General features: G+C 62.0%; 21 protein-coding genes. 16 read left to right on the top strand and 5 right to left on the bottom strand.

The window, feature by feature from the left end:
* Positions 1-13: 13 nt before the first annotated feature.
* Positions 14-673, top strand: coding sequence for a CBS domain-containing protein (locus tag CGL56_RS07770; protein WP_099105955.1), 660 nt, complete (start codon positions 14-16; stop codon positions 671-673).
* Positions 674-689: 16 nt separating this feature from the next.
* Here CGL56_RS07770 and CGL56_RS07775 read toward each other — a convergent pair whose 3' ends face one another.
* The gene (locus CGL56_RS07775; protein ID WP_099105956.1) at positions 690-3,512 is read right to left on the bottom strand and encodes a TolB family protein; all 2,823 of its coding nucleotides are present in this window, start codon (positions 3,510-3,512) and stop codon (positions 690-692) included.
* A gap of 72 nt (positions 3,513-3,584) precedes the next feature.
* On the bottom strand, positions 3,585-4,079 hold the full coding sequence (locus CGL56_RS07780; protein ID WP_143470656.1) for a hypothetical protein: 495 nt from the start codon (positions 4,077-4,079) through the stop codon (positions 3,585-3,587).
* 200 nt (positions 4,080-4,279) lie between these two features.
* Here CGL56_RS07780 and CGL56_RS07785 point away from each other — a divergent pair, with 200 nt between their 5' ends.
* From CGL56_RS07785 to CGL56_RS07795, 3 genes are read left to right on the top strand one after another with little or no spacing between them, the layout of a single operon-like run.
* Complete coding sequence (locus CGL56_RS07785) at positions 4,280-5,719, top strand: ATP-grasp domain-containing protein (RefSeq protein WP_099105958.1); 1,440 nt, start codon at positions 4,280-4,282, stop codon at positions 5,717-5,719.
* Entirely contained in the window at positions 5,716-6,684 is a 969-nt protein-coding gene (locus CGL56_RS07790) for an ATP-grasp domain-containing protein (protein WP_099105959.1), read from the top strand. The genes CGL56_RS07785 and CGL56_RS07790 overlap by 4 nt, the downstream gene beginning before the upstream one ends.
* A complete protein-coding gene (locus tag CGL56_RS07795; RefSeq protein ID WP_099105960.1) occupies positions 6,671-7,639 on the top strand; it encodes a succinylglutamate desuccinylase/aspartoacylase family protein in 969 nt (322 codons plus the stop codon). The genes CGL56_RS07790 and CGL56_RS07795 overlap by 14 nt, the downstream gene beginning before the upstream one ends.
* Before the next feature lie 15 nt (positions 7,640-7,654).
* Here the strand turns inward: CGL56_RS07795 and CGL56_RS07800 are convergent, their stop codons facing one another.
* Both CGL56_RS07800 and CGL56_RS07805 read right to left on the bottom strand, forming a co-directional pair.
* On the bottom strand, positions 7,655-8,296 hold the full coding sequence (locus tag CGL56_RS07800; protein ID WP_099105961.1) for a DedA family protein: 642 nt from the start codon (positions 8,294-8,296) through the stop codon (positions 7,655-7,657).
* Between the two features lie 45 nt (positions 8,297-8,341).
* Positions 8,342-8,857, bottom strand: coding sequence for a PepSY domain-containing protein (locus CGL56_RS07805; protein WP_099105962.1), 516 nt, complete (start codon positions 8,855-8,857; stop codon positions 8,342-8,344).
* A gap of 176 nt (positions 8,858-9,033) precedes the next feature.
* On the opposite strand from CGL56_RS07805, the gene CGL56_RS07810 reads away from it, so the two are divergent.
* The 4 genes from CGL56_RS07810 (at position 9,034) to CGL56_RS07825 (ending at position 12,897) form a co-directional block, all read left to right on the top strand.
* Positions 9,034-10,515 carry an alpha-amylase family glycosyl hydrolase gene (locus CGL56_RS07810; protein WP_099105963.1) on the top strand — a complete coding sequence of 494 codons (1,482 nt, stop codon included), beginning with the start codon at positions 9,034-9,036 and terminating at the stop codon, positions 10,513-10,515.
* 56 nt (positions 10,516-10,571) lie between these two features.
* A complete protein-coding gene (locus tag CGL56_RS07815) occupies positions 10,572-11,366 on the top strand; it encodes an SDR family NAD(P)-dependent oxidoreductase (RefSeq protein WP_099105964.1) in 795 nt (264 codons plus the stop codon).
* A gap of 35 nt (positions 11,367-11,401) precedes the next feature.
* Entirely contained in the window at positions 11,402-11,998 is a 597-nt protein-coding gene (locus CGL56_RS07820) for a DinB family protein (RefSeq protein WP_099105965.1), read from the top strand.
* A gap of 296 nt (positions 11,999-12,294) precedes the next feature.
* On the top strand, positions 12,295-12,897 hold the full coding sequence (locus CGL56_RS07825) for a trimeric intracellular cation channel family protein (RefSeq protein WP_099105966.1): 603 nt from the start codon (positions 12,295-12,297) through the stop codon (positions 12,895-12,897).
* A 7-nt stretch (positions 12,898-12,904) separates the two neighbouring features.
* Here the strand turns inward: CGL56_RS07825 and CGL56_RS07830 are convergent, their stop codons facing one another.
* Positions 12,905-15,805, bottom strand: coding sequence for an FAD-binding and (Fe-S)-binding domain-containing protein (locus CGL56_RS07830; RefSeq protein ID WP_099105967.1), 2,901 nt, complete (start codon positions 15,803-15,805; stop codon positions 12,905-12,907).
* 131 nt (positions 15,806-15,936) lie between these two features.
* Between CGL56_RS07830 and CGL56_RS07835 the strand changes: the two genes are divergently transcribed.
* From CGL56_RS07835 to CGL56_RS07870, 8 genes are all read left to right on the top strand, one after another.
* Positions 15,937-17,880: a peptidylprolyl isomerase gene (locus tag CGL56_RS07835; protein WP_099105968.1), complete on the top strand. Its 1,944-nt coding sequence runs from the start codon at positions 15,937-15,939 to the stop codon at positions 17,878-17,880.
* On the top strand, positions 17,877-18,737 hold the full coding sequence (locus tag CGL56_RS07840) for a hypothetical protein (protein WP_245184065.1): 861 nt from the start codon (positions 17,877-17,879) through the stop codon (positions 18,735-18,737). Before CGL56_RS07835 ends, CGL56_RS07840 begins: the two co-directional genes overlap by 4 nt.
* 8 nt (positions 18,738-18,745) lie before the next feature.
* Positions 18,746-20,143, top strand: a complete 1,398-nt coding sequence (locus tag CGL56_RS07845; RefSeq protein ID WP_099105970.1) for a peptidylprolyl isomerase — start codon at positions 18,746-18,748, stop codon at positions 20,141-20,143.
* A 163-nt stretch (positions 20,144-20,306) separates the two neighbouring features.
* Positions 20,307-20,741, top strand: a complete 435-nt coding sequence (locus tag CGL56_RS07850; protein WP_099106095.1) for a DUF2147 domain-containing protein — start codon at positions 20,307-20,309, stop codon at positions 20,739-20,741.
* A gap of 93 nt (positions 20,742-20,834) precedes the next feature.
* Positions 20,835-21,074, top strand: coding sequence for an anti-sigma factor (locus CGL56_RS07855; protein WP_099105971.1), 240 nt, complete (start codon positions 20,835-20,837; stop codon positions 21,072-21,074).
* A gap of 79 nt (positions 21,075-21,153) precedes the next feature.
* Complete coding sequence (locus CGL56_RS07860; RefSeq protein WP_099105972.1) at positions 21,154-21,675, top strand: DUF937 domain-containing protein; 522 nt, start codon at positions 21,154-21,156, stop codon at positions 21,673-21,675.
* A gap of 165 nt (positions 21,676-21,840) precedes the next feature.
* Positions 21,841-23,331, top strand: coding sequence for a site-specific integrase (locus CGL56_RS07865; protein WP_143470658.1), 1,491 nt, complete (start codon positions 21,841-21,843; stop codon positions 23,329-23,331).
* 218 nt (positions 23,332-23,549) lie between these two features.
* Entirely contained in the window at positions 23,550-25,205 is a 1,656-nt protein-coding gene (locus CGL56_RS07870) for a hypothetical protein (RefSeq protein ID WP_143470659.1), read from the top strand.
* The last annotated feature ends 55 nt before the right edge of the window (positions 25,206-25,260 follow it).

Consider the following 25,260-nt stretch of genomic DNA (forward strand, 5'->3'; position numbering starts at 1 on the left):
CTTTCCCGATACCATGACCGCCGACTTCCTCCTCACCGACGCCCTCGTTCCCCTGCGCCCCTCCGATACCGGAGAAGAGGCCCTGGAGATCATGAACGAGTTCTACATCCGTCACCTCCCCGTGGTGGACGGGACCAAGCTCGTGTCCGTCATCTCGGAGAGCGACGTCCTCGACGCCGACCCCGAAGAAGCGGTGGCCACCTACCGCGTGGCCCAGCTGCCACCCTCGGTCTACCCCGACGATCACCTCTACGACGTGATGCGGCAACTGGTTGACAACAACCTCACGGTGGTGCCCGTCATCAACCGCGATGGCGACTACGTTGGCATGGTGACCGGTGAAGACCTCCTCCGGTTCTTTGCCCAGTCGAGTACCTTCAGCGACCCGGGCTCCATCGTGGTGCTGGAGCTGGGACGCCACGACTACAGCCTCTCCGAGATCGCCCGCATCGTGGAGAGCGACAACGCCATCGTGCTCAGCTCCTTCGTGCGGGGCCTGGCCGACTCCAACCAGGTGGAGGTGACCCTCAAGCTGAACAGCCAGAACATCGGCGGTACCATCGCCACTTTCGAGCGCTTCAACTACGTGGTGAAGGCTAGCTTCAACGAGAAGCACCTGCAGGACACCCTGCGCGAGCGCTTCGACAGCCTGATCAACTACCTGAACGTCTAGGGCTCCCCGCTACCCCTTAAAAGCTGCCGCTGACCAGCAAGCGGAATTGCAGGTCGTCCTCGTCGCTGGAGAAGAAGTCCCGGTTCAGGCGGTATGCGGCCTCCACTCCCACCGTAATCAGTTGGGCGTTGAGCCAGACGTTGTCGAAGTACAACTGCCCCCCCGCGCTGTTTTCCGATAAGGTCAGTTCCCGGGGCGCGTCGATGGTGAAACGGCTCAGGTCGTAGAAGGCGTTCAGGCGGATGCGCTTGAAGTAGGTGATGCCCAAAATTCCCAGATCCGGATACAGCAACGGCAGTTGGTAGTTCGCGCCCAGCCGCCACACCCGGTCGTTCAGGGGGGCGTTGTAGCCGCGGGCGTAGCGGAACAGGTCAGGATACTGATACAGGTTCTCGGCTTGCTCCCCCTGGGCCGCCAAATCTAAGCGAATGCCGTGGGTGAGGGCTACGCCGGGCAGGAACACCGAGCCCTGCGCGAGCCAGCGCTCCCCGGAGGCCGCAGTGCCCAGGGCCCGGTCGTAGGTCAGCGAAGCCAGTACCCCCCAGCGGGGCTGTACCTGCCGGTAGGCCGTGCGCAGAAGGTGGCTGGCCGACAGCCCGAGTGAGAGGTTCCCGAAGTTGGGCGGCAGGGGGCCGGCCTCGGTCTGCCGCAGGGCGTAGTACTGGTAGCCCACCGAGGGTTGAATCGTGGTCACCGTATTCCCGGCCACCCACTGCAGCGGTACCGTAGCCGTGGGGCCCACCGTCAATTGCATGAATTCCTGGCCGACGAAGGAAAGGCTGTCGATGTCCGCCACTTGAACGACAGTATTCCGGTCGCGGTAGCGTCCCGCCAGTTCAATGACCGGGAACAGTCCGCCGTAGGCCGCCGTCACCCCCCCCGAATAGCGGTTTTCGTTGATGTTGTACCGCCCGTCCAGGACCAGTTCGGCGGTATTCAGGGCGTTGGCAAATTCCACGGCCAGGCCCGGGGTCACGTAGCTGCCGTTGAACGACCAGCTGTGCAGTTTGATGCCCCCCAGCGTATTGCTGAAATCCTGGATGGGGTAATTCTCAACTTCCAGCTCGGCCGGCAGCACGGTGGCCTCGGCGGCGAAGGCGGCGGGCCGCTCAAAGATGCCCGGGGTAATGCCCTCCGCGGCCGGCACCGCTGTCACGTCGGACAGCGATAATCTCCGCAGTCGCTCACCGTGGGGGGTGGGACTCGAATAGTAGAGGTCGGTACCGGATTGCCGGGGATAATACGCGCCGATCGCCACGTCGGTGAGGCGGCTGACGGCTCCGGTAGCGGGATCCAACCGGTACACGTTGTCCACCCCGGTGCGGCCGCCGGAGTACAGGAGCTCCCCGCTCGGCGCTACCGAGAGCATATCGACCGGCGCGGGAGAAGATGGCCGCAGGGTGGTCACTTCGTCCGTGGCGGGGTGCCAGGCCTGGATGGCCACCCCGGCGTGGGTCTGCCCCAGAAAGTAAATGTGCTCGCCGTCCGTCGAAAAGCGTGGCCAGGCCAGGTTATTGGCGGATACCGCCCGGCGCTGCAACAGCGCTCCGGTGGCTACGTCGAGCAGGTGGAGCTCGGGGGCCGCGGCCAGGGGGTCGAACCAGACGGCCACGATCCGGCGCTCGTCCGGACTGAAGCTCCCCGCGAGGTAGTGTCCCCGGGTGGTCAGGGTGCGGCGGCGGCCCGTAGCCAGCTCGTACACCACGAGATCGGAATAGCTCTGGTTGGTGTAGCGGGGGTCCTGCCCGTACTGCGTCCAGAGGGCGAAGCGGTGGGAGCCGGCCAGCCACGGTTCCCGCTGGATGCCGACGCGGGTGATGACACGGTCAGGGTTGCCTACCTCGACCAATGCCGGCAGCTCCCGGTAGCTGTTGCGGAGGGCCAGAAGCCGCCCCTGACCGTCGTGGAAAGCAAAGCGGTAATCGCGGATGTCGCGGCGCTGCGCGCTGCCGATGGCCTCCCCCTCGCGCAAGGGGCGGCGTTCCTGGAGGGCGCTGTCCTGCCGCTGCTCCAGGTCGGCCATGGTGCGGTAGTACAGGTCGCGGGTAGTCAGGCCGGTCTCGCGGCGCAGGGCGCGGCTGAAGGGATAGAGCAGTCCCCGGAAGGCGGCCCCTTCCTGGAGTACGGGTTTCCAGACGTCGTTGCCGAAGGCTTCCCGGGCGTAGGTCACCATGGCGTAGCCGTAGCGGTAGTGATCGGGGACCAGGCTGCGGAAGCTTCCGTTGCGGGCCTTGGGGTAGCGGTAGATGACATTCTGGTCGAGCAGGGCCCGCAGGTCGCCGCTGAAGGCCGGGGTGCGCCCCCGCCCGGAGGCCGTCAGGGCGGTTTCGGCCACTACCGCGTCGCCCTCGGTGAACCAGTTCGGGGTGGCGATGCCGGAGAGTACGGCCCACCCCAGCTGCCCCTGGAGGACGCTCGCCAGATAGGTGAGTCCGCGGCGTTCGTTGCTGGTCTGCTGCACGTGGCGGAACTCGTGGATGGTCAGCAGGTCCACCCAGTCCGTATTGCTCAGCCGGCTGAAACCCTGGGGCGGGGTAACGTAGAACTCGGAGCGGAAAGGTCCCAGCCCCACGTATCCGTTGATGGCCATGTTGGGGGTCTGGAGGACGAGGTCGAAGTCGTAGAGCCGGTCGCCCACGCTGCGCTGGTGGTCGGTGGCCAGGCGGTCCACCAGGCTGGCCACCCGCCGGGCGCGGGATTCGTAGCCGCGGGGAAAGATCACCCGGACGTGGTCCGCCCGCAGCTGTTGCCAGTCCACCTCCGGCGGGTGGAGGCCAAGGTCCTGGGCGGTGAGCAGACCGGAGAGGGTGAGCAGGATAGCGGCAAGGATTGGTTTCATGGCGTGGCTTTCTGGGGCAGCCACAATATTGGACAAATCCCGCTTACCCGCCGCGATTGATCACCCCGCTGGTCATTCACCCAACGCCTTTACCAGCGAATCCACCCGCTGCATGAACGCCCCGGCCGTGGGCTGCTCGGCGTAGTTGCCGTGCCAGTCGTGGTAGGTTCCCTCCTCCCGGTGGTATTGCCCTACGTAGGGGCAACCCCCGTCGTAGGCCAGTGCATCACAGGCCTGCCGGGGCAGTTCCGAGAAGGCTCCCGCCGGGAAATCCTCGGCGAGCTGGCGGGCGCGGGCCGTCAGTTCCGGGTCGGAGATGAGCGACCAGCCCGCCTCCCGGGTAGCGAGACTGTCGGCGTAGTAGCGGTTCGCGGGGTCGTTCGTGGGCACGCCGTTGTAGGGGCTGGCGTAGAGCCGCCCGTCGGCTACCCGGTAAAAGGTTTCAACCCCGAATCCGGCCCGGTAGCCGAACACCAGGGGCTCCGCCGGAGACTGGCCACCCCCCGGGGGGAGCGGTGCGCAAGCCGGGAGGGTGTAAAGCAGACTAAGCAGAAAAATATATCGCATACGCGGCGGATTTGACCGGCACATCGCCGGTGGATGGTGTTTACCTCCGGATGGCTGGCTTGCGCACCGGCTGGCCGGTCAGACGTTGTAAATGGGCGCCGCGTTGGTTCGCTGCGCACAAATACCAAAACCCAATCACCCTCGGCTTTAACCTTATCCCCTGCACCCGCGTTCGCGCACTAAAACCTAATAACGCCCCCTTGATCAATCCGCCCGTCCAATCCGTCGCTCCCGGCACCTTCAAAGCCGAGGCCCACTGGTACCCCAAGGCCCTCAACGCTACCATTCACCCTATGGTGAGCTTCTTTCTGAACCTGGACCGGGAACGGATGGTCACCCGCTACTGTCACCTGAACCCCCTGGTGGACCCCGACGGGCTGCGCAAGATGCTGACCTACCAGTGCAAGTACTTCCTCTGGGGCGGGGCCGACCTGATCAACGCGACCACCGCCCAGGGCCGCCGCCGGATGGTCGTCATCGAGAACAACTCCTGCCCCTCCGGCCAGAAATCCATGCCCCTGCTCGACGACCACCAGGAGGAGGGCGGCTACCGGGTGCTCGTGGAGCGCACCTTCAAGCCCATGGTGGAAAAACGGCCCAACAACCGGGAGGGGCGGCTGGCCGTGATCTACGACAAGAACCCCATGGAGGCCAGCGGATACGCCGCGGCCATCGCCGACGCCTTCCAGGAAGAGGTGCTCTACATCTGCGACTACCTGGGCGCCGAAGAGCGTAACCTGAGGATAAAGGACGGCTGGCTGGAGGCCCGCCACCGCGGCAAGTGGGTGGTACTGCGGGCCGCCTTCCGCTACGTGACCCAGCGCCCCTGGAACCGCCTGCCGACCACCTGCAAGACGCGCATTCTGAACCCCATCGTCACCTGCCTGGCCGGGGGGCGCAACAAGATGGTGGCCGCCAAGGCCTACGACTTCTTCAACGGGGAGATCCGCAAGTACGGCCTCAAGATCCACACCCCGGAGACCATCTGGGACGTGAGCCACAACGAAATCCCCCTCTGGGTGGCCAAACTCGGCGGCCAGGCCGTGGTGAAGGTGCCCTACAGCAACGCCGGCCAGGGGGTGTACACCATCACCAACGCCCGGGAACTGGAAGAATTCATGAACGAGCCGATCGACTACGAGCGCTTCATCGTGCAGAGCCTCATCGGCAACTACAAATGGAGCTCCACCGGGGGCGACGGCAAATTCTTCCACGTGGGCACCATCCCCGACAAGAAGGGGCGCACCTTCGTCAGCGACATCCGCCTCATGGTCAGCAGCACCGAGCAGGGCATCCGGCCCCTGGCCTGCTACAGCCGCCGCGCCGGCACCCCCCTGGCCGACCAGCTCGACGGAGCGGCCGACTCCTGGGAAATGCTGGGCACCAACCTGTCGGCCAAGCTGGGCGAAAACCAGTGGACCAGCGATACCGACCGCCTTCTGCTGATGGACCGCCGCGACTTCAACAAGCTCGGCATCGGGCTCGACGACCTTATCGAGGCATACATCCAGACGGTGCTCAGCACCATCGCCATCGACCGCATGGCCCACAAACTGTTCAACAGCAAGGGCAAGTTCAGCCTGCGGCTCTTCACCAGCCTGAACGACGACCCCACCCTGCTCTCCGAAATCCTCGCATGAAGCGCCTGACCTTCCTAGTACTTACCGACCACAGCGGCCACTCCGACCAGAACTCCCTCTACGCCCTGATCAACACCCTGGTCGAGGATCCGCGGGCGGCCAGGGTGGACGTGGCCAGCCGGGGAGACGAGGTCAACCGCCCCTTCTTCCAGGGCGACGGCGCGCGGGTGCAGGGGTTTTCCGTGAAGGCCGGGCTGCACTACTCCCCCGAAGGCTACGCCTTTCGCGGGACCCTGCGGGAGCTGGACCCGGCGGATTACGACGTGGTATGGCTGCGCCTGCCCCACCCGGTGAGCGACCGCTTCTTCGACCACCTTGTCCACCGGCTGGCCGACTGCGCGCCGATAGTGGTCAATGACCCGGCGGGTATCCGGGCCACCAGCACCAAGTCCTTCCTGACCAACTTTCCGGATTGGACCCCGCCCACCCGCCTGGTCCATAGCCCGGTCGAGGTGGCCGACTTCGCCGCCGAACACCCCATTGTCCTGAAGCCCCTCCGCGCCTACGGGGGGCAGGGCATCGTGCGCGTCGATCAACCCCGCCAGGAAGTGGAGCATCTTTTTACCAACGGGGTGACTACCTACCTGGCCATGAAATTCCTCCGAAACGTCAGCGAGGGCGACAAGCGGATCCTCGTGGTCAACGGCCGCATCCTGGCCGCCTCCCTCCGCATCCCCCCGCCCGGGGAATGGCTGTGCAACGTGGCCCAGGGCGGCCGCTCCGTAGCCGCGGAGGTGACCCCGCGGGAGGAGGCCATGGTCGAGGCCCTGAAGCCCCATTTACTGGATCACGGCATCTGCTTTGCCGGGGTCGATACCCTGGTCGATGACGACGGCCAGCGCGTACTTTCCGAAATCAATACGCTGAGCATCGGCGGATTCCCCCAGGCCGAGTCGCAAACGCGGCGGCCCATCCTCCAGCAAGCAATCGACGAACTATTCTCCTACTGCTATGAGCGCTGCTAACCCCGAAATCCCCACCATCCTGAGCCTCGAAGAGATCGACCAGCAACCCGGCACCATCCGGAAGTACTGGCTCAGGGTCATCAGCGACGGCCTCGGCGAACCCGTGCGGGTGCCCATCCTCTGCGCCAAGGGCAGCGCGGAGGGGCCCACCCTCGGCGTAACGGCCGCGGTACACGGCGACGAACTCAACGGCATCCGCATCATTCAGCGACTCTTTGCCGACCTGGACATAACCCAGTTGCGGGGCACCATCATCGGGGTGCTGGTGGTCAACGTCCCGGCCTTCCTGCGGCAAACGCGGGTCTACACCGACGGCTTTGACCTCAACCACGTGATGCCCGGCAAGGAAAACGGCCGCGCCAGCGAGGTCTACGCCTTCCGGCTGATGGACCGGGTGATCCGTCACTTCGACTTCCTGCTCGACCTGCACACCGCCAGCCGCGGACGGGTAAACACCTACTACGTGCGGGCCGATATGTCGCAGGAAACCACCCGCCAGCTGGCCATCCTCCAGAACCCCCAGCTCATTGTCCACAATCCCCCCAGCGACGGTACCCTGCGGGGTGCCGCCGACGCCCTCGACATTCCGGCCGTAACGCTGGAGGTGGGCAACCCCGGCGTCTACCAGCGGCAGCTCATCCGCAACGGCACCGAAGGAGTGCACAACGTCCTTTCCTACCTGAAGATGACGAGCGACGAGATCATTCCCCCCGCCTCGCCACCGGTGATTTGCAAGCGCAGCTACTGGATCTACACCCACACGGGTGGGCTGCTGACGCTGGAAGTGGAACTGCTGCGGGCGTTGAAGGCCGGGGATCTCATCGCTACCCAGCGCGACGTATTCGGAAGCCTGAAGGAACAGTACCTAGCCCCGGAGGACGGGGTGGTGATTGGCAAGAGTACCATGCCGGTGAACCGCAGCGGGGGCCGCATCCTCCACCTCGGCATCTTGTAGGTCGCGGGGAAAGGTTCAGACCCGCCGCCCCATCCGGCGCAGCAACTTGACCAGGAGGGAAATGAGCAGTCCGCCCACGAAAATGACCGCCAGCCCGATCACCAGCAAGCTGGTGTGGTCGCGGATGAGGGGCACGTTGCCCAGGTAATAGCCCAGGGCCACCAAAGAACCCACCCAGAGGGCGGCGCTCAGCACGTTGTAGCGACCGAAGCGGCCGGGGTCCATCTCCGACACGCCAGCAATGAAGGGTACCAGGGCCTTTACGATGGGCAGAAAGCGGGAGGTGAACAGGGCCGTGGCTCCGTACTTGCGGTAAAATACGTGGGCGCGGTCGTAGTGCCCGCGGTTGAGCCAGCGGAAGCGTTCAAAGAGTACCGGCCCCAGGCGGCGGCCCAGGCGGTAGCCGGTCCAGGCACCCAGCGTGGCCGCAATCGTGAGCAGAAAAAAGATCAACCAGGGGTCGAGCAGGGCTCCGGCGCACAGCACGCCGATGGCGAAAAGCAGCCCATCACCGGGGAAAAAGGGCGCCAGGGGGAAGAATGCGGTCTCGGTATAGATGACCGCGAACAGCAAGCCGTAGGTAGCCACCGGGTAAAGGAGGGTGGCCTGCCGCAGGCTGTCGTCGATGTGGAAGAAAAAGTCCGCTAGCTCACCCATGTCAGTGACATAATCGCGTGGCCGCGGCAAATTGTTGCAAATCCGTCACACGAAGAGCAACAGGAGGGTGAGGGCCACACCGGCTGCCGTATAAATCAGCCCCTTCTGCAGGACGCGCCCGGCCGGCAGGAACATCCAGAATGCCGAGATCACGAAGAACAGCAGCGACAGCCCGAAGAAGATATTGAAGAAGTACAGGGGGCTTTTGGTGTTTGCCTTGTGCAGGTCGGTCATCTTGTCCAACAGAAAGGGCAACTTCATCTCCTCCTTAGTGGCAAGCCCCGAAGCGGCATCGTAGGTGCCCCCTTTGAAGTGAAGTACCCCGGCTTCCTCACGCTCAACCGATATTTCCTTCAGTCGCAGCTCCTGGGCCGCGGCTTCGGGCGCTAGCCCGGCTTCCAGTTGCCGCTCCACAATCACCTGCTGCTTCAGAAAGTTGGTGTTCCGGAAGATGAGCACCACGCCGCTGATGGAGTACACGGCCATGATGCCGGCCAGAAAGAAGCCGAGGTAACGGTGCAGGATGCGCATCGTGGCGCTGGTGGGGCGGTTGGAATTCATGGGGTCAAGTCGGTTATCTGGAATTAGTCTAATCTTACACAAAGTTAGCCACGCCGGGGAATTGTCCAATCGGATCGGAAAATTTATGCCCTGCCGGAGGGGGAATCGGTTGTAAGAAGGGGGAGGTCCCAACCCTGGGAGTTACCGGGCGTTGTAGGTCCTAGTAAATTCGTGCAATGCAAAGATTCCTGTTTTCCCTCCTCCCTCTCCTGACCGTTGGTTTGCTGGCTACCGCCTGCGAACGCCGGGCCGAGGCCGACCTCGTTTCCACCACCACCGAGGTTTCCGACCTGGCGGTGGAGCCCCGCATTCCCGAGTGGGAAAAAGATGCCGTCATCTACGAGGTAAACCTGCGCCACTTCACTCCCGAAGGAACCTTTGCCGCTTTCGAGAACCACATTCCCCGGCTGGCGGAAATGGGCGTCGATATTCTCTGGTTCATGCCCGTCCACCCCATCAGCGAAAAGAACCGCAAGGGAGAACTGGGTAGTCCCTACGCCGCGGCCGATTACAAGGGCGTCAACCCGGACTTCGGCACCATGGAGGATTTCAAATCCATGATCGACGCCATCCACGCCGCGGGCATGTACGCCATCATCGACTGGATCCCGAACCACTCCGGCTGGGACAACCCCTGGATCACCGAGCACCCGGACTTCTACACCAAGAAGGACGGGAAGATCACCGACCCCATCAACCCCCACACCGGGGAAAGCTGGGGATGGACCGACGTGGCCGACCTGAACTACGACAACCCGGAGCTCCGCGACAGCATGATCGCCGCCATGGCTTTCTGGGTGCGGGAAGCCAACGTTGATGGTTTCCGGGTAGACGTGGCCCACGGCATTCCGGTCGACTTCATCGAGCAGGCCGCCGATTCCCTCTACCGGATTCGTCCTCTGTTCATGCTGGCCGAAGCCGAAGTGCCGGAGATCGTTAACAACGGTGCCTTCGTGATGGACTACGGCTGGGAAATGCACCACGTGCTGAACCAGATCGCCCGCAGCCAGGGTGCCCACCGGGCCGCCACCACCGACCTGAGCAACATCGCCCGGGAGGAAAGCGAAGCCGAGGACCGCGTCACCGCCCTGGAAATCGACCGGGTACTCGCCAAGTACGACTCGCTCTACGACCGCGGCTACAAGATGATGTTCACCTCTAACCACGACGAAAACTCCTGGGCCGGCACCGAATTCCAGCGCATGGGCGAGGGCCACAAGGCCTTTGCCGTGCTGACCGCCACCTTCTCCGGCATGCCCCTGATCTACACTGGGCAGGAATCAGCCGTGGACAAGCAGTTCGAGTTCTTCACCAAGGACGAGGTCGAGTGGGGCAACTACAAATACGCCGACTTCTACCGCACCCTTTTTGAACTAAAGGAGCGCAACCAGGCCCTCTGGAACGGCCCCCACGGCGGGGAGCTGGTCAAGATTCAGACCGGCACCGACGAGAACGTTTACGCCTTTACCCGGGAGAAGAACGGCGACCGCGTGGTGGTGATGATCAACCTCTCCGCCACCCCCCAATCCTTCGAGCTGGGCACCGGCGACTACGCCGGGACCTACACCGACGTCTTCGCCAACGAGCAGGTAAAAGTGCAGCCCGGACAAAGCCGGGAACTGGGCGCCTGGGAGTACGTAGTGCTCTCCAACAAGTAGCGCAGCCCCCGCAACCGGGCGGCCGAACCTCGCTTCGGCCGCCCGGTTACAGCTGCATGGACCTGAAAATCAAAGACCGAAAAGCCCTCATCACCGGTGCCGCCGGCGGCATGGGGGAAGCCACCGCCCGCCTCCTCCTCGAAGAAGGCGTCCACCTCATCCTGACCGACATCGACGGCAATGGGCTGTCACAAACCGCCGACCGCCTCGGTGGCGGAGACCGCTGCACTACGGTGGTGGCGGACCTGACCTTGGAGGAAGGCGTTAAAAAGGTCGCCGAAGCCGCCGGGGAAATTGACATCCTCGTCCACACCTGCGGGGTGACCGGCGCCAAGGGGGATCCCCTGGAGGACGTCAGCATCGACGATTACCGGGAAGCCTTCGAAATCGACTTCCTGACGGGCGTACAGATGGCCCGCTGTTTCGTCCCCGGCATGCGCCAGCGCGGCTGGGGCCGGGTGGTGTACGTCACCTCCGAGAACGTGGCCCAGCCCTATTCCGACGAGGCCGTCTACAACGCCGCCAAGGCTGCCCTGCTCACCTTCGTCAAGGGCACGGCCCAGCTGTACGCCATCGACGGCGTCTGCATCAACTCCGTAGCCCCGGCCTTCATCGCCACCGGCATGACCGACGGCATGATGGACAAGCGGGCCAAGAAACTGGACGCCTCCCGGGAAGAGGCCATCAATACCTTCCTGAACGAGCAGCGCCCCCACCTGGTCCTCCACCGCCGCGGCGAGGCCGAGGAGGTGGCCGCGGTGATCGCCTTCCTCTGTTCCGACCGGGCCAGCTTCGTGGTCGGGGCCAACTATCGGGTTGACGGGGGATCGGTGCAGACGATCGACCTATGACCTCAAGGTGGAAAGTCACTGCCTACCTTTGGGCCATGCGCTACCTCACCCTGCTGCTCCTCGTCGTTGCCCCGCTCCTGCGCTCCGCGGCCCAGACCGATAGCCTACTGCCCTACGCGGACATCTCCGCCTACCCCACCGACTACGCCGCGGGCACCGTGCTGTCGCGGATGGTCGACGCCCTGGGCTTTCGCTACTACTGGGCTACCGAAGGCCTGCGGGAGGAGGATCTGACCTTTCGCCCCACCGAAGGGGCGCGGAACGCCCACGAAACCCTGGAACACATCGATGGCCTGACCCGGATGATCCTCGCCGCCGCCCGCCGGGACACCCTGGGAAAAGGTGAGGCGGAGCCCGCTCCGACCACCTACCCCGCCCTGCGGGAGCGGACCCTCCGCGGACTGGCGGAAGCCAGCGCACTGTTCAGCGGCCAATCGTCCACGGAACTCGGCGAGCAACGGCTGCGGTTTTCTTCGGGAGGACAGTATTCGGAATTCCCCGTCTGGAACCTCATCAACGGCCCCCTGGCCGACGCTATTTACCACACCGGCCAGCTCGTTACCCTGCGTCGCATGACGGGCAACCCCGGTAATCCCCAGGTCAACCATTTTCGGGGTTCGGCCGGACGGTGAAGTAGCTCAGGTTTGTCCGTCCAGCACACCAACGCCTCCACTCGTAACAATTGTCGAAACATCTTTAGGAATCCGCGGAGTCGGAAGCGTCCTTTGCGCGTCTGTTGCGGCCTGCCCATTCTGTGGCCGTAGCCGCTATCAGGGGCATTTGCCTACCTGATCCTACCTCCAACCAAAATTTTCCGTCTCATGCGCAGAATTCTACTCCTTTCCCTTTCCCGCATCCGCCTCTGGAATTAATCCGCGGGGGCAACTGGGCGCGGGGGCAAAGCGTTGGCTTCCCTTAACTCCCCCCCGTGAACTGGATATACCCCCTCGACCTGATCGGCACCCTGGTTTTTGCCATCTCCGGTGTTTTGACCGCGATCGACAAGAAATTTGATCTGGTGGGTTCCCTCATCATCGGGTTCGTCACCGCCCTGGGCGGGGGCACCATCCGGGACCTGCTGATCGGCCGCTCGCCGGTGGGGTGGCTCACCAATCGCCACTACCTGCTGGCCATCGCGATCGGCCTGCTGCTCGCCTACCTCTTTCGGGAGACCATCGTGAAGCTGCGACGGGGCATGTTCCTGTTCGACACCGTCGGCATTGCCGTATTTACGGTGCTGGGGGTGAGGACTACCATGGCGGCGGGCTTCCCGGTGGAGGTATGCCTCATCATGGGGGTGGTATCGGCGGTCTTCGGCGGCGTGCTCCGCGACGTACTGACCAACGAGGTGCCCCTCATCTTCCGCAAGGAGATTTACGCTACGGCCTGTCTGGCCGGGGGCGTGGTGTACCTCGGCCTGGAGTCCCTTTCCGGACTGACAACCCTCAGCACCCTCACGGCCATCGCCACGGTGGTGGTGATCCGCTACGTCGCCGTGCGGCGGGGGTGGTCGCTGGCCATCGGGGTGTAACCCGGGGTTACCAACTCGAGAGCAGCACCTCGGCGGAGTGCCAGGCCCTTTCGCCGAGTTCATCCTTTACCGTGTGGCGGCAACTGGTGCCGGAGGCGACGATTTGTGCTCCGGCGGGGCGGTCCCGCAGTTTGGACAGCAACGACTGTTCGGCGATGGTACGACTGACCGCGAAGTGCTCGGCTTCGTAGCCGAAGCTGCCCGCCATCCCGCAGCAGCCGCTGTCGAGGAGGGTTACCGAGAAGTTGGGGGGCAGCGACAGTACCGCGGCGCATTTGCCGGCCTCGCCGAGGGCTTTCTCGTGGCAGTGGACGTGGACGAAGAGTTCCCGCCGCTGGAGCCCGAAGTCGGCGGCGGAGAGCCGCCCCAGGCTGAACTCCCGGTAGAGCCACTCGTCAAAGGTGAAGCTGTGGGTGCCGAGCACGGTGGCCTGGGTCTGCAATTCGCCGCGCAGCAGTTTGGGGTATTCGTCGCGGAAGCCCAGGATGGCGGAGGGTTCCAGTCCCACCAGGGGGGCCTCCTCCCCTACCCGGTCGCGGAAGCAGGTCACGTTGTCGGCGGCCCGGCGGCGGGCTTCCCGCAGCAGTCCCTTGCTCAGTTGGGCGCGCCCACTACCAGCGTGGCGGGGCCAGATGACCTCGTAGTCCAGCTTCCACCAGAGGCGGAGGGCGGCCTGACCGACGGCCACGTCCTGGTAGTTGATGAATTCATCGCCGAAGAAGTATAGCCGCCCCCGTTTGCCCGCCGCCGCGGGGCGCTCCCGGTCGTAGAAGGTCCGCAGCGACTCCTCCGGAAAGCGGGGCAGGGACCGCTCCGCAGCGATGCCCACCACACGCTTCATGAGGGGTGCGGTGAGGTCCAGCACGGCATTGGCCAGGCGGGGCATCTTGCCCCCCAGCCGGTAGAGGGTTTCGTTGGCCGCGATGAGGCGGGTGCGGAGGGAGATGCCTTCGGTCTGCTGCTTCTGGTAGAGGTATTCGGCCTTCAGGTTGGTCATGTTGACCGTGCTGGGGCATTCGCTGGTGCAGGCCTTGCAGCTCAGGCACAGGTCCATGGCTTCGGCCAGGGCCGGGTGGGTGAAGGGGTCTTCGCGCTGGTTGCGGGTGAGTACTTCCCGCAATACGTTGGCGCGGCCCCGGGTGCTGTCTTTTTCGTTCAGGGTGGCGCGGTAGCTCGGGCACATGGCCCCGCCAGTGAGTTTCCGGCAATCGCCCGAGCCATTGCATTTCTCGGCGGCGCGCAGGATCCCCTGTTCGTGGCTGAAATCCAGGGCGGTATGGTAGACCGGATCGGGGGGGTCTGCTTCGTACCGGAGGCTTTCGTTCATGGGGGGTGCCTCCACGATCTTGCCGGGGTTGAGGATGCCTTCGGGATCCCAGGTGCGCTTGAGTTCGACGAGCAGTGCGTATACCTCGGGGCCGAGCATCTCGCTGAGGAATTGTCCTCGTACCCGGCCGTCGCCGTGCTCCCCACTCAGACTGCCGCGGTATTTCTTGACGAGGCGGGCCACGTCGCGGGTGATTTCGTAGAAGCGCTCTCGGTCGGCGGTCTTTTTCAGGTCGAGGATGGGCCGCAGGTGCAGCTCCCCGGCGCCGGCGTGGGCGTAGAAGACGGGGTTCTGCTGGTAGAGCCGCATCAGTTCCTCGAATTCTGCGATGTAGTCCGCCAGGTCGGGCAGCGCCACGGCGGTATCCTCTATGCAGGCCACGGCCTTGGCGTCGCCCACCATGTTGCCGAGGATGCCGAGGCCGGCTGCGCGCAGGTTCCAGACCTTATTGGTGCTTTCGGAGCCGGCGAGCGCGGGTGCCGCGTAAGGGGGCTCCGGGAGCCGCCCGGTTTCGGTTAGCCGGTCGCCGAGGGCCCGGGCCAGCCGGAGGGCCTCGGCGTCGGTGGCGGCGCGGTACTCCACCAGCAGCAGGGCGCGGGGGTTGCCTTCCACGAAGGCGGCGTTCTTCCGTTGGTCGTGGTTCTGGAGGGCGAGCTGGAGGATGGTATCGTCCATTAGCTCACACATGAAGGGTGCGGACTCCATCGCCAGCTGGGTGGCGCGGAGGCTGGCGTCGATGCTGCGGAAGTGCAGGGCCACCACGGCCGACCCAGCCGGGGGCAGGGGCAGGATGTTGACCTTCAGGGCCGTGGTCAGGGCCAGGGTGCCCTCCGAACTGGCCAGGAGGGTGCAGAGGTTCAGGGGCGGGCCGGCGGGGTCGTAGGGCGACTGTCCGGCCAGGATGTCCAGGGCGTAGCCGTTGTTCCGGCGGGTTACGCCGGCCTTGGGATAGGCCGCCAGGATGCGGCTGCGCTGCTCGGGATCAGTAAGGTGGCGGTCGAGAAAGCGGTGGACCGCGGCCAGTCGGGGTGAATCCGGCACCTGCGCGCCGGCGCCCACGGTGACCAGGCTCCCGTCGGCCAGCACCACCCGGGCCTCGAGCACGTGGTCGCGGGTACTGCCCACCGTGATACTGGTGCTGCCGCAGCTGTTGTTGCCGAACATGCCGCCGAGGGTACAGCGGTTGGCCGTGCTGGTGTTGGGGCCGAACCAGTACCCGTGGGGCTGGAGGGCGGCGTTCAGCTGATCGCGGATTACCCCCGGCTCCACGATGGCGTAGCCCTCCGCCGGGTTGATCTCCAGGATGCCGCGCAGGTGGCGGCTCACGTCCACCACCAAGCCATTCCCTACGGCCTGACCGGCCAGGCTGGTACCCCCGGCGCGGGGGGTGATGGGGATGCGGTGATCGCGGCAGAACGCAACGCAGGCCACCACGTCGGCCTCCGTGCGGGGAAAGGCCACGGCGCGGGGCACCTCCCGGTACACACTGGCGTCGGTGGCGTACAGGATGCGGTAGAGGGTATCGGTTTCGAGCTCACCCGACAGGCGGGCGGCCAGTTCGGACCAGGGCGGAATCGGCATGGCGTGAAAGTACGAAGCGGCCCCCTTCCGGGCGGCTCCGGGGCCGTCACAATAAGCAGCGGCCGAAAATGGTTACTTTTGCGCTTCCCGTTGGCTGGGCGGCATAACGCTTCTGGACACAACTGTCATACATGATCAAGTCTATTCTCGGACTCGCCTGCGCGCTGTTCCTCTCCTTGCCCATCGCGGCACAGAACGACGACGACGTCCTCTTTACCGTTGACGGGTCGCCGGTTACGGTGGGTGAATTTCGCTATATCTACACCAAAACCAACGGGGATTCGGCCGACTTCAGCCGCGCCAGCGTCCTGGAATACCTCGACCTCTACGAGCGATTCAAGCTCAAGGTCGCCCGCGCCCGGCAGATGGGCCTCGACACCGTAGCCACCCTGCAGCAGGAACTGGAGGGCTACCGCAAGCAACTGGCCGACAATTACCTGATCGACCGCGAGGTCACCGACCAGCTGGTGCGCGACCTCTACGCGCGGAAGCAGGAGGACGTGGACTTCAGCCACATCCTGCTCTCGATCCCCTCCTCCGATCCCGCCGATACCCTGGCCGTCTACGAGCGCGCCCGGGAGCTGCAGCAACGGATCACCGCGGAGAATTTCGCCAAGATGGCCACCCAGCTGAGCCAGGACACCTACAGCCGCAGCGAAGGCGGCCGCATCGGATTCGTAAGCGCTCCCCTGCCCCGCGGCATGCACCGGTTGGAGAAGGCGCTCTACGAAGCCCGCACCGGCGCGGTGATCGGACCGGTCCGCACCCCGGCCGGCTACCACCTCGCCCTGAAGCACGCTACCCGGCCCGCCTACGGTGAAGTGGAGATTGCCCACATCCTGCTGCGCAAGGACCCCGAGGGCGACGCGGCCGCGGCCCGCGCCAAAGCGGAAGAAGCCCGCAAGGCCCTCGACGCCGGCACCCCTTTCGCGGAGGTAGCCGCCACCTACAGCGAGGACGACAAGACCCGCAACCAGGGGGGCTACATCGGCTTCTTCGGCATCAACCGCTACGACAAGGACTTTGAACGCGCCGCCTTTGCCCTGGAGCAGGACGGTGCCGTCAGCCCCGTGATCGAAAGCCCCGTTGGCTTCCACATTCTGAAGCGCGTTTCCCGCCGCGGCGTACAACCCCTGGACGACGAGCGCCCTCTTTTGGAAGCCACCGTCCGCCAGGACCCCCGCTACGCCGAAGCCCAGCGGGCCCTGCTGGAACGGCTGGAAAAAGAGTACGGAACGACCACCATGGACGCAAACCTTGAGGCCTACATCGCCGGACTGGATTCGAACTTCTTCCAGCTCGACGCCGCGCTGAACCAGCCGGCTGGCGACCCCGTGCTGCTGACCATCGGCGACCGGAAGCTGGCCTCCAGTGACTTCAACGCCTACCTGATGCGCAACGCCCGCCTGCGGGCCAGCCTGGAGCGCCGCTACACCCCGGCGGAAGCCGTGGACGTACTCTTCGAGGGCTGGACCGACGAACAGGTAAAGGCTTACGCCGAAGCCCAGCTGGAAGAAAAGTTCCCCGAATTCCGCGCCCTGATGCGGGAATACCGGGAGGGCATCCTCCTCTTCGAAGCCACCAAACTGGAGGTCTGGGACAAGGCCAGTGAAGATACCCTGGGCCTGCAGCGCTTCTTCGAGGCCCACCGCGACGACTACCGCTTCGGCCCCCGGGCGCGGGTGATCACCTACGAAATCAGCAGTGGCGGCCCCACCGCCGCCGAGGTTATGGACTACGCCACCGGTCACGACCGGGAAAGCGTAGTCGAGCAATTCGGCCCGGAAACGGTAGCGAGCGGTGAATCCCTCTACGAGGCCGACCGGCTGCCCGAAGGAATCAAACTGGAAGCCGGCAGCCGCACCGCTCCGGAAACCGACGCGACCACCGGTGCGCAAAGCTTTTCAATTGTCGCGGAGGTACTGCCCGCCCGCCCCAAGGAACTCCACGAGGCCCGGGGCTACGTCATTGCCGACTACCAGGACCAGCTGGAGCGGGAGTGGGTGGCCAGCCTGCGCAAGGAGTTTACCGTCCAGCGCAACAAGAAAGTCCTCGCCAAACTGATCAAGCCTTGAGGTATTCCCACGCCATAGCCGCCGCAATGCTGGTGGTGGCCGCGGCCGTGGGTTGCGGTGAACCGGAGCCGGAGAACCCCGACGATCCGGTACTCGCGCGTGTGCACCAGCGGGAGCTGCGGCTCTCGGAGATGGAGGGCATGTTCCCCGAGGGCGCTACGGCGGCCGACAGTGCCGTCATCATCGAGGCTTTCGCCAACCGGTGGGCCCGCGACGCCATCCTGCTCTGGGAAAGCGAACAGCATACCCCTAGCGACCTGAATCTGGACCGCCTGGTGCGCGACTACCGCGCCAGCCTGGTAAGGAGCAGCTACGAGGAACAACTGGTGAGCACCAAGCTGGACAGCGTGATCAGCCAGGAAGAACTGGTGGAATTCTACGAGGCCACCAAGGAGCAATACCAACTAGAGAAGCCCATCGTGCGTTGCCTCTTCATGCGGGTACCCTTCCCCACCCCGAAAGAGGAGGAGCTGCAGGACCTCTGGAACAACGGAAAACCCCAGGATACCGCCGCCCTGGCCCTCTACGCCCGCAAGTACGCCGAGGTGGCCCTGCTGAACGATTCGGCCTGGTACGGCCTCGACGAAATTGCCCAGCAGCTGCCCGAGGGCACCCTTACGCCCGAGAATGTGAACTCAAAACGGGAGTTTAGTCAGCTCGACGGGACCCACCGGTATTACTTTCGCCTTTTCGAAATGAAGCGGCGCAAGGAAATCGCCCCGCTGAGTTACGTGGAAAACCAGGCCCGCCGGGCCATTCTGCACGCCCGCAAGCGGGAAGTACTGGAGCGTACGCGCGAAGACATCTTCGAGCGGGAACTCCACCGCGACAACATTGAATTTTTTACCAACCGTTAATCGGAAACATGAACAACATCCTCGCCCTCCTGCTGTGCCTCCTGACCGCCAGCGCGTTTGCCCAGCAGGGCACCGTGATCGACGAGGTGATCGCCCGCGTCGGCAGTGAATACATACTGCTCTCCGACCTGGAGGAACAGTACGCCCTGGCGCAGTCGCAGAGCAACACCCCCATTCCGCCGGAAGCCCGCTGCGCCATGCTCGACCAGACCCTGGTGGGCAAGCTCCTCTACAACCAATCGAAACTCGACAGCATCGAGGTGAGCGACTCCGAGGTGGAGCAACAGCTGAACGCCCGGATCGACCGCATCCTGAGCTATATGGGCGGCGACATCAACCAGTTCGAGGATTACTACGGGCAGAGCATCACCGCCACCAAGGAGCAGTTCCGCGAGGACCTGCGCGAGCAGCTCGCCGTCGACCGGATGCGCGCCTCGGTGGTGCGCGAGGTGAAGGTTACTCCGGCGGAAGTGAAATCCTTCTTCGCCGGCATTCCCCGCGACAGCCTGCCCTACTTCAACTCCGAAGTGGAAGTGGGCGAACTCGTCGTCCGCCCCACCGCCAACGATTCCACCAAACAGGCCATTGTAGCGCAGCTGGAGAGCCTGCGGGAGCAGATCATCAACGGGGAAATCACCTTTGAGGAAGCCGCCCGCAAGTTCAGCGCCGACGGCAGCGCGCGGGGCGGTGGCGACCTGGGTTGGACCAAGCGCGGCAAATTCGTGGCCGAATTTGAAGCGGCGGCCTACAACCTCGACCCCGACGAAATCAGCGGCGTGGTCGAAACCGAATTCGGTTACCACCTGATCAAGCTCGTGGGGCGCCGTGGAAACTCCATCCGCGTCAGCCACATCCTGATGCAGCCCGAAATCACCGAGGCGGACCTGGAGAAGTCCCGGCAGTTCCTCGACAGCATCGCCAACCTCATCCGGGTGGATTCCTTTGACTTCAGCTACGCCGTCAAGCGCTTCGGCTACGACAAGGTGCAGAGCTACAACAACGACGGACGGATGTCGAACCCCGCCAGCGGGAATACCTTCTTCGAGATCGGCGACCTGGACCCCGACATTTACTTCGCCATCGATGAGCTGGAGCTGGACTCCCTGAGCGACGTACTGGAATTCCGCGGTCCCTCGGGTGACCCCCTGCTGCGCATCGTGCAGCTGCAATCGCGCACCTCCCCCCACCGGGCTACCCTGAGCCAGGATTACGCCAAAATCCAGGACGCCACCCGCAACGCCAAGCAGCAGGAATACCTCAGCGACTGGATCCAGCGAAAAGTTGGCTCCACCTTCATCAACGTGGACGAACGCTACCACTCCTGCCCCCAGATCCAGGTCTGGCTGGAGGACAGCCGCAAGATCACGGTCGGTAACCGCGAGGGCAAGATCGTGACCGGTCGCTAAGGGGTACGGTACATTCCCGGTGGGGAAGCTACCGTTGCGAAATTCGGGCGGTTTTCCGCTGCTGCGCGCATCGCTTTATTACGGGGCAATAGGGTATAGCAAATAAAATACCTTAACGCAACACCATGCCCACCCCATGGCCCGTTATACTACCATCAAAGCGATGAAGTACCTGCTTATCATACTCTCTTTCCTGGCGATCAGCGAATTATCTGCGCAGATCGGCAGTCCGGAAGGCCGGTGGACCACCACCGACGAGGAAACGGGAAAGGCCAAGAGCGTGGTAGAGATATACGCCAAAGGTGGCGCGTACTACGGGAAAGTCGTGGAGATCCTGACCGGCAATACCACGGCGGTCTGTTCGGACTGCGAAGGCCATAAAAAGAACCAGCCCATCCTCGGGATGGTCATCGTTGAAGACCTGAAGGCCGACGGCGACGCTGCCGGCGAATGGACGGGGGGCACCATCCTGGACCCCCAAAAAGGAGCTACCTACCGCCTTTCGGTCTGGTACGAAGATAAACATCCCGATGTGCTCTACGTGCGCGGGAAACACTGGACCGGGCTGTACCGGACCCAGGAATGGATTAGGGAATAAATCCCTACATTTAAAGGCCTGAGCGGAGGCAACGTTTTACCCCTCCTCGGGCGTCTTTCTTTCACACTTTTGAATAACACAAACACTCTTTCCATGAAGCAACAGTTTACCCAAGAAGATTTAGTAGCCTACGTCTACGGTGAGGCTAGCCGTGACCAGGTGCAGGCCACCGAGGCGGCACTCGCCGCCGATCCGGCCCTGGTTACCGAGCTCACCCGCCTGGTCGAAGCCCAGGCCAACTTGCCCAAGGTGCGGTTCAGCCCCCGGCAGCGCATCGTTAAAGCGATCCTCCGGTACGCCCGCAACGAGCCGGCACCGCAGCTCTGCTACTAAGACCACCCACGAGAAAAGCACTACCCTCCCCGGTAGTGCTTTTTTCGTTATACTACATCTGAACCAAAACTGAGCAACCATGCTAGAATCCATCATCGACGCAGTTAAAGGGCAGGTGGTCTCCACCCTCACCCAGCAAACCGGCCTCGGGGCCGCCCAGGCCGAACAGGCTGTGCCCCTGGCTAAGGAATCCATCCACGAAGGCGTCACCAGCGCCATCAGTGGTGGCAACATCGGCGGCATCCTCGACATGGTGAAGAGTGCTTCGGACGGCTCCGCCGGGGGTGGCCTGATGCAGAACCTCGTCTACCAGGGCATCGCGGGCAAAATGATCAACAAGCTCACGAGCCGCCTCGGGATCCCCGAAGCCATGGCCCAGAAGGTGAGCACCATCGCCCTGCCCATGATCCTGAACAAGCTGGCCGGCAAGACCCGCGAGGCCGGCGACAGCGATGGCATCGACCAGGGCAGCCTGATGTCCGTTCTTGGCCTCGACGCCGGCAGCCTGCTTGGCGGCCTTTCCAAGGGTATGCTGGGGGGTAATAAAGACGGCGACAAGTCCGGCGGACTCGCCGGCGGACTCGGAAACCTCTTCAAGTAGCCCCCGACATCCCCACAAACGAAAAGGGCCCGCCAATCCGGCGGGCCCTTTTTTGTATTCGGTACACTGCGTACCCAATATCGTAAAACGCAAAAGGGCCTCCCAAACTGGGAGACCCTTTGCGGTCTGGACGGGATCGACGGTAATTTTTACGAATTTCTGAGTTTGATCGACTTCAGCCGCCAAGACCTTTACACAGCAAGGTTTTCAAGGCTAAACCTAACAAAAACAGGTAAAATATTTTGGCAACTGAATTGGCAGTTACGTAGCTTTGACTCACCTTTTCACTGCCAAATGACATCAGTTATGGCACACAGATTGCCAAAAGTCAACTTCAACATTTACAATGCTACCAAAGAGAGTGGAACAGTCTATCTAACCATGACTGTAAATGGGGGGCGCATTCGGTTTGCCCCTGGCATAAGTGTCAACCCATCCTATTGGGACAAGAAGCGCAAGCGATTAGATGGTCGTGCCAACCTAGACGGTAACCACGCAAGAGGCATCAACGCCATTCTTGACAAGTGGGAAGACCTAGCCCTCCGCATCTACACTGACAACACCCGCATAACAGCTGAAGACCTGAAAGAAAGGTTGGTGGAAGAGCGAGACGGGAAAATTGGTTTGCCAAAAGAGGTTATCAACACCCTTGACGGCTTCGCACGTTTCTACGTTGAGGAACAAAAAGCTACAGCCAGCAACCCTCGGAACTTTGACCCTCTCGCTACCACTGCGACGTACTTAGAAAGGTACGCAGCACACACCAACAAATCGATCTACTGGAGAGAGATTGACAAATCCTTTGCCCGCAAGTTTCGGGCTTTTCTAGAGCGGAAGGAGTTCGACCTGAGCCATAACCAAGTGGCCAATATCTTCTATCGATTGAGACACATTATGAAAGCTGCCGGGCCTGATGTAGGGGCCAAGGGCTTTCACGAAAATAAAGCCTACCTCTTACCTGAGTTCAAATTATCAGAGGAAGCAGCATACCGCCATTATCTCAATGAAGATGAGCTAGCCCAGTTTCTAGCTTGTGACCTTTCCGACCAACCCCACCTTGAAAAGGCACGGGACTTATTTGTCCTGAACGCTTACACAGGATTACGCCGAAGTGATGCAAAGCGGGTGACTCGAGATCACTACTACGTCAGCGACAAGGGGAATGAGCAAATAAAAATTTACACTGGCAAATCTAGCAAATACGTTCACATCCCTCTGATGCCAGAGGCCCGGGCCATTCTAGAAAAGTACGATTGGAAGTTACCGTTGACGGCAGATCAGACGTACAACGAAAACATCAAAGTCGCCGCTAAACTGGCCGGGCTTGATGAGCGCATGACCCATACTCATACTCGCGCAGGCAAAACAGTGACCGAATCATTCCCAAAGTACGAACGGATTAGAAGCCACGATGCCCGCCGGTCTTTCGCCACCAACTTTTACGAACTTGGTTTTCCCGCTGCCCTGCTGATGCAAATCACTGGCCACGCCCGAGAGGACACTTTCTTTAAGTACATCTGCACAACGCCTGAGAGGGCAGCTGACCTTTTCGCTGAACGCTTGGAGGCTGTCCGCAAGTTCCAAAAGGAGCGAGCCACTAAAAAACTCCTTGAGCAATCCACCCCCGCTTTTGTTGGCTCAGTCGGAAACAATTAAATAGAGGACATTCCGCTTCCTCTGCTACTGGCATCAAATAGCCGCCTAAAAATAGGCTAACACGTTCAAGGGTGATACGGACCTCCCAAAACCTGAATTTGAGCACATCCTGCCACAAATGAGGCTGCCTTATTTTGGCGGTACCGTTCCAGCGATGGATAGAATAAGACGGGGCAGCCCGCTTGGTATCAATGGTGCACCACCGCAAACAAATGTGCATGGCAAATATACACCCTAGTCCAAAGTGGGCTCAGAAAGTAGTCAACTTAACGGTCGATCGCCTAGAGCGTTCAGGTGTAAGTTCAATTCCCGAACCTGCTCAAGCAGAATGTGTATTGGAACACATTGCTAACCTAAATGAGGGCTTGCGACGAATCGAGATGGAGTTAGCTACTCCTAGCGAGTTAGGACATCAATTTGCGCGGCTTTACAGAAAATGGAAGGAAGTCGCTGCTCGAGATAGAAGCGATCTTAACCACTTCAAGGAACCCGGTACTGACTGGACAAATGAACAACTTCGTGCGATTTACGAATTAGAAGTCAATTGCCGGGCTTTAGCCTACAGACGGTTGGCTTCCTTTTTCCTACGGCTAGCAGGGGAGAACGTCGTAAAAGCATTTGACCCGAAATCTGGTGAACTGATAGTGCCGGAAACGGGTGAAGTATTCGCCACTAATCTTCCGGAGGGCATTGAAGCGCGACACGTCACTCATCCTCCGCTGGACTATGTGGGTCGCTGGAGACTGATGGAAGAGTACAGTCACCCTGACCTGAAATTGCGGTTGCGAAACGCGTGGAGACGGGGGGAAGCAGCCGGGGAAATCGGCTTGGAATGGCCTACCCCCCCAACCCATTTTGTCACCTACTTAGAGGAGTTAACGCAGAGCGAAGCACCACATTTGTACCTAGAAGGAATATGCGGAGAAGACGCCGAAGTCGCCCTGGACTATTTACAGGGGGAGCTAAGCGCTAGGCATTGGAACCTTCTTGCCGGCGGAGAACCCAGGGAAACGATCTTGCCTTGGCACCTTAGTTGGGAAGCCGTTCCGGAGGACTACCGTCCGCCATTAGATGACATCGAGCGTACGAAACACTTGCAAGCCTTGACTGCCCTTGAAGCTACCAAACGGCGAGTAGGAGTTGAAACATGGGACCGGGTTGCTGAAATTATTCGCGCCAACTGGAACCTCTATCCTGACAATGCAAAATGGAGCGGTATAAGTGAACAAGCCATCCTTGCCGGACAATGCGCCCACTGGAAGGAGGTGCTCGCCAAGTATGAAGATCGGCCCGAAGTGGTTGAAGAACAAGTAGCCGAGTTCTTATCTCGCTGGGAACAACTTCTACAGCAGCAACAGCAGATAGCTCACGAAAAAGAAGTTGCTGACAACACCCCACGCGACACTAAAAAGGTTAGAGATAGCGGCATCGTAACCCAACAGCGGGAGGCTGAGATAGCGCGGCGAAATGCTGACCACACCTATTTCATGTATAGCGTTTACCGGGATTTTCTCAATGACTATTTGAGGGCAGTAGGAGGAGCGACTACCAAGCTACAACAGCCGGAAGAGTCAAATGGGCTCTTAGCTTATTTCGACAGAATCACCTTAAACAAGGTTGAAACCGCACTTACCGAACTGCGGTGGATTACCGAAAACGGTAAGTGGCTTAAAAAGAAAAATAGATTACCGATCCTATGGGACGTGATTAGAATGAAAGGGCTGTTCATGGGACCCACCCCGACCGTTCAAGAGTTTTGCCCCGTCGCTGCCACTCACTTTCACACTAATATTAGTGATGGCTCTAGTCGAATGCCATTGTACTCTCTTGAAGACCAAAAAGAAGACCGAGTAGAGTTGCACTCCGCCTTGTAGAAAAACTGCCAAAACTGCCAAAAACAGAAATGGCAGATTTGGCAGAAAGCGCCCC

The sequence above is a fragment of the Neolewinella marina genome (genome assembly GCF_002631205.1).
In the GTDB taxonomy this organism is placed as follows: Bacteria; Bacteroidota; Bacteroidia; order Chitinophagales; family Saprospiraceae; genus Neolewinella; species Neolewinella marina.

Excerpts from the sequence above, each read along its gene's own strand:
- CGL56_RS07770 (WP_099105955.1), top strand. The coding sequence starts at position 14 with ATGACCGCCGACTTCCTCCTCACCGACGCCCTCGTTCCCCTGCGCCCC.
- CGL56_RS07775 (WP_099105956.1), bottom strand. The coding sequence starts at position 3,512 with ATGAAACCAATCCTTGCCGCTATCCTGCTCACCCTCTCCGGTCTGCTC.
- CGL56_RS07780 (WP_143470656.1), bottom strand. The coding sequence starts at position 4,079 with ATGCGATATATTTTTCTGCTTAGTCTGCTTTACACCCTCCCGGCTTGC.
- CGL56_RS07790 (WP_099105959.1), top strand. The coding sequence starts at position 5,716 with ATGAAGCGCCTGACCTTCCTAGTACTTACCGACCACAGCGGCCACTCC.
- CGL56_RS07795 (WP_099105960.1), top strand. The coding sequence starts at position 6,671 with ATGAGCGCTGCTAACCCCGAAATCCCCACCATCCTGAGCCTCGAAGAG.
- CGL56_RS07800 (WP_099105961.1), bottom strand. The coding sequence starts at position 8,296 with ATGGGTGAGCTAGCGGACTTTTTCTTCCACATCGACGACAGCCTGCGG.
- CGL56_RS07805 (WP_099105962.1), bottom strand. The coding sequence starts at position 8,857 with ATGAATTCCAACCGCCCCACCAGCGCCACGATGCGCATCCTGCACCGT.
- CGL56_RS07810 (WP_099105963.1), top strand. The coding sequence starts at position 9,034 with ATGCAAAGATTCCTGTTTTCCCTCCTCCCTCTCCTGACCGTTGGTTTG.
- CGL56_RS07815 (WP_099105964.1), top strand. The coding sequence starts at position 10,572 with ATGGACCTGAAAATCAAAGACCGAAAAGCCCTCATCACCGGTGCCGCC.
- CGL56_RS07820 (WP_099105965.1), top strand. The coding sequence starts at position 11,402 with ATGCGCTACCTCACCCTGCTGCTCCTCGTCGTTGCCCCGCTCCTGCGC.
- CGL56_RS07830 (WP_099105967.1), bottom strand. The coding sequence starts at position 15,805 with ATGCCGATTCCGCCCTGGTCCGAACTGGCCGCCCGCCTGTCGGGTGAG.
- CGL56_RS07835 (WP_099105968.1), top strand. The coding sequence starts at position 15,937 with ATGATCAAGTCTATTCTCGGACTCGCCTGCGCGCTGTTCCTCTCCTTG.
- CGL56_RS07845 (WP_099105970.1), top strand. The coding sequence starts at position 18,746 with ATGAACAACATCCTCGCCCTCCTGCTGTGCCTCCTGACCGCCAGCGCG.
- CGL56_RS07850 (WP_099106095.1), top strand. The coding sequence starts at position 20,307 with ATGAAGTACCTGCTTATCATACTCTCTTTCCTGGCGATCAGCGAATTA.
- CGL56_RS07855 (WP_099105971.1), top strand. The coding sequence starts at position 20,835 with ATGAAGCAACAGTTTACCCAAGAAGATTTAGTAGCCTACGTCTACGGT.
- CGL56_RS07860 (WP_099105972.1), top strand. The coding sequence starts at position 21,154 with ATGCTAGAATCCATCATCGACGCAGTTAAAGGGCAGGTGGTCTCCACC.
- CGL56_RS07870 (WP_143470659.1), top strand. The coding sequence starts at position 23,550 with ATGGCAAATATACACCCTAGTCCAAAGTGGGCTCAGAAAGTAGTCAAC.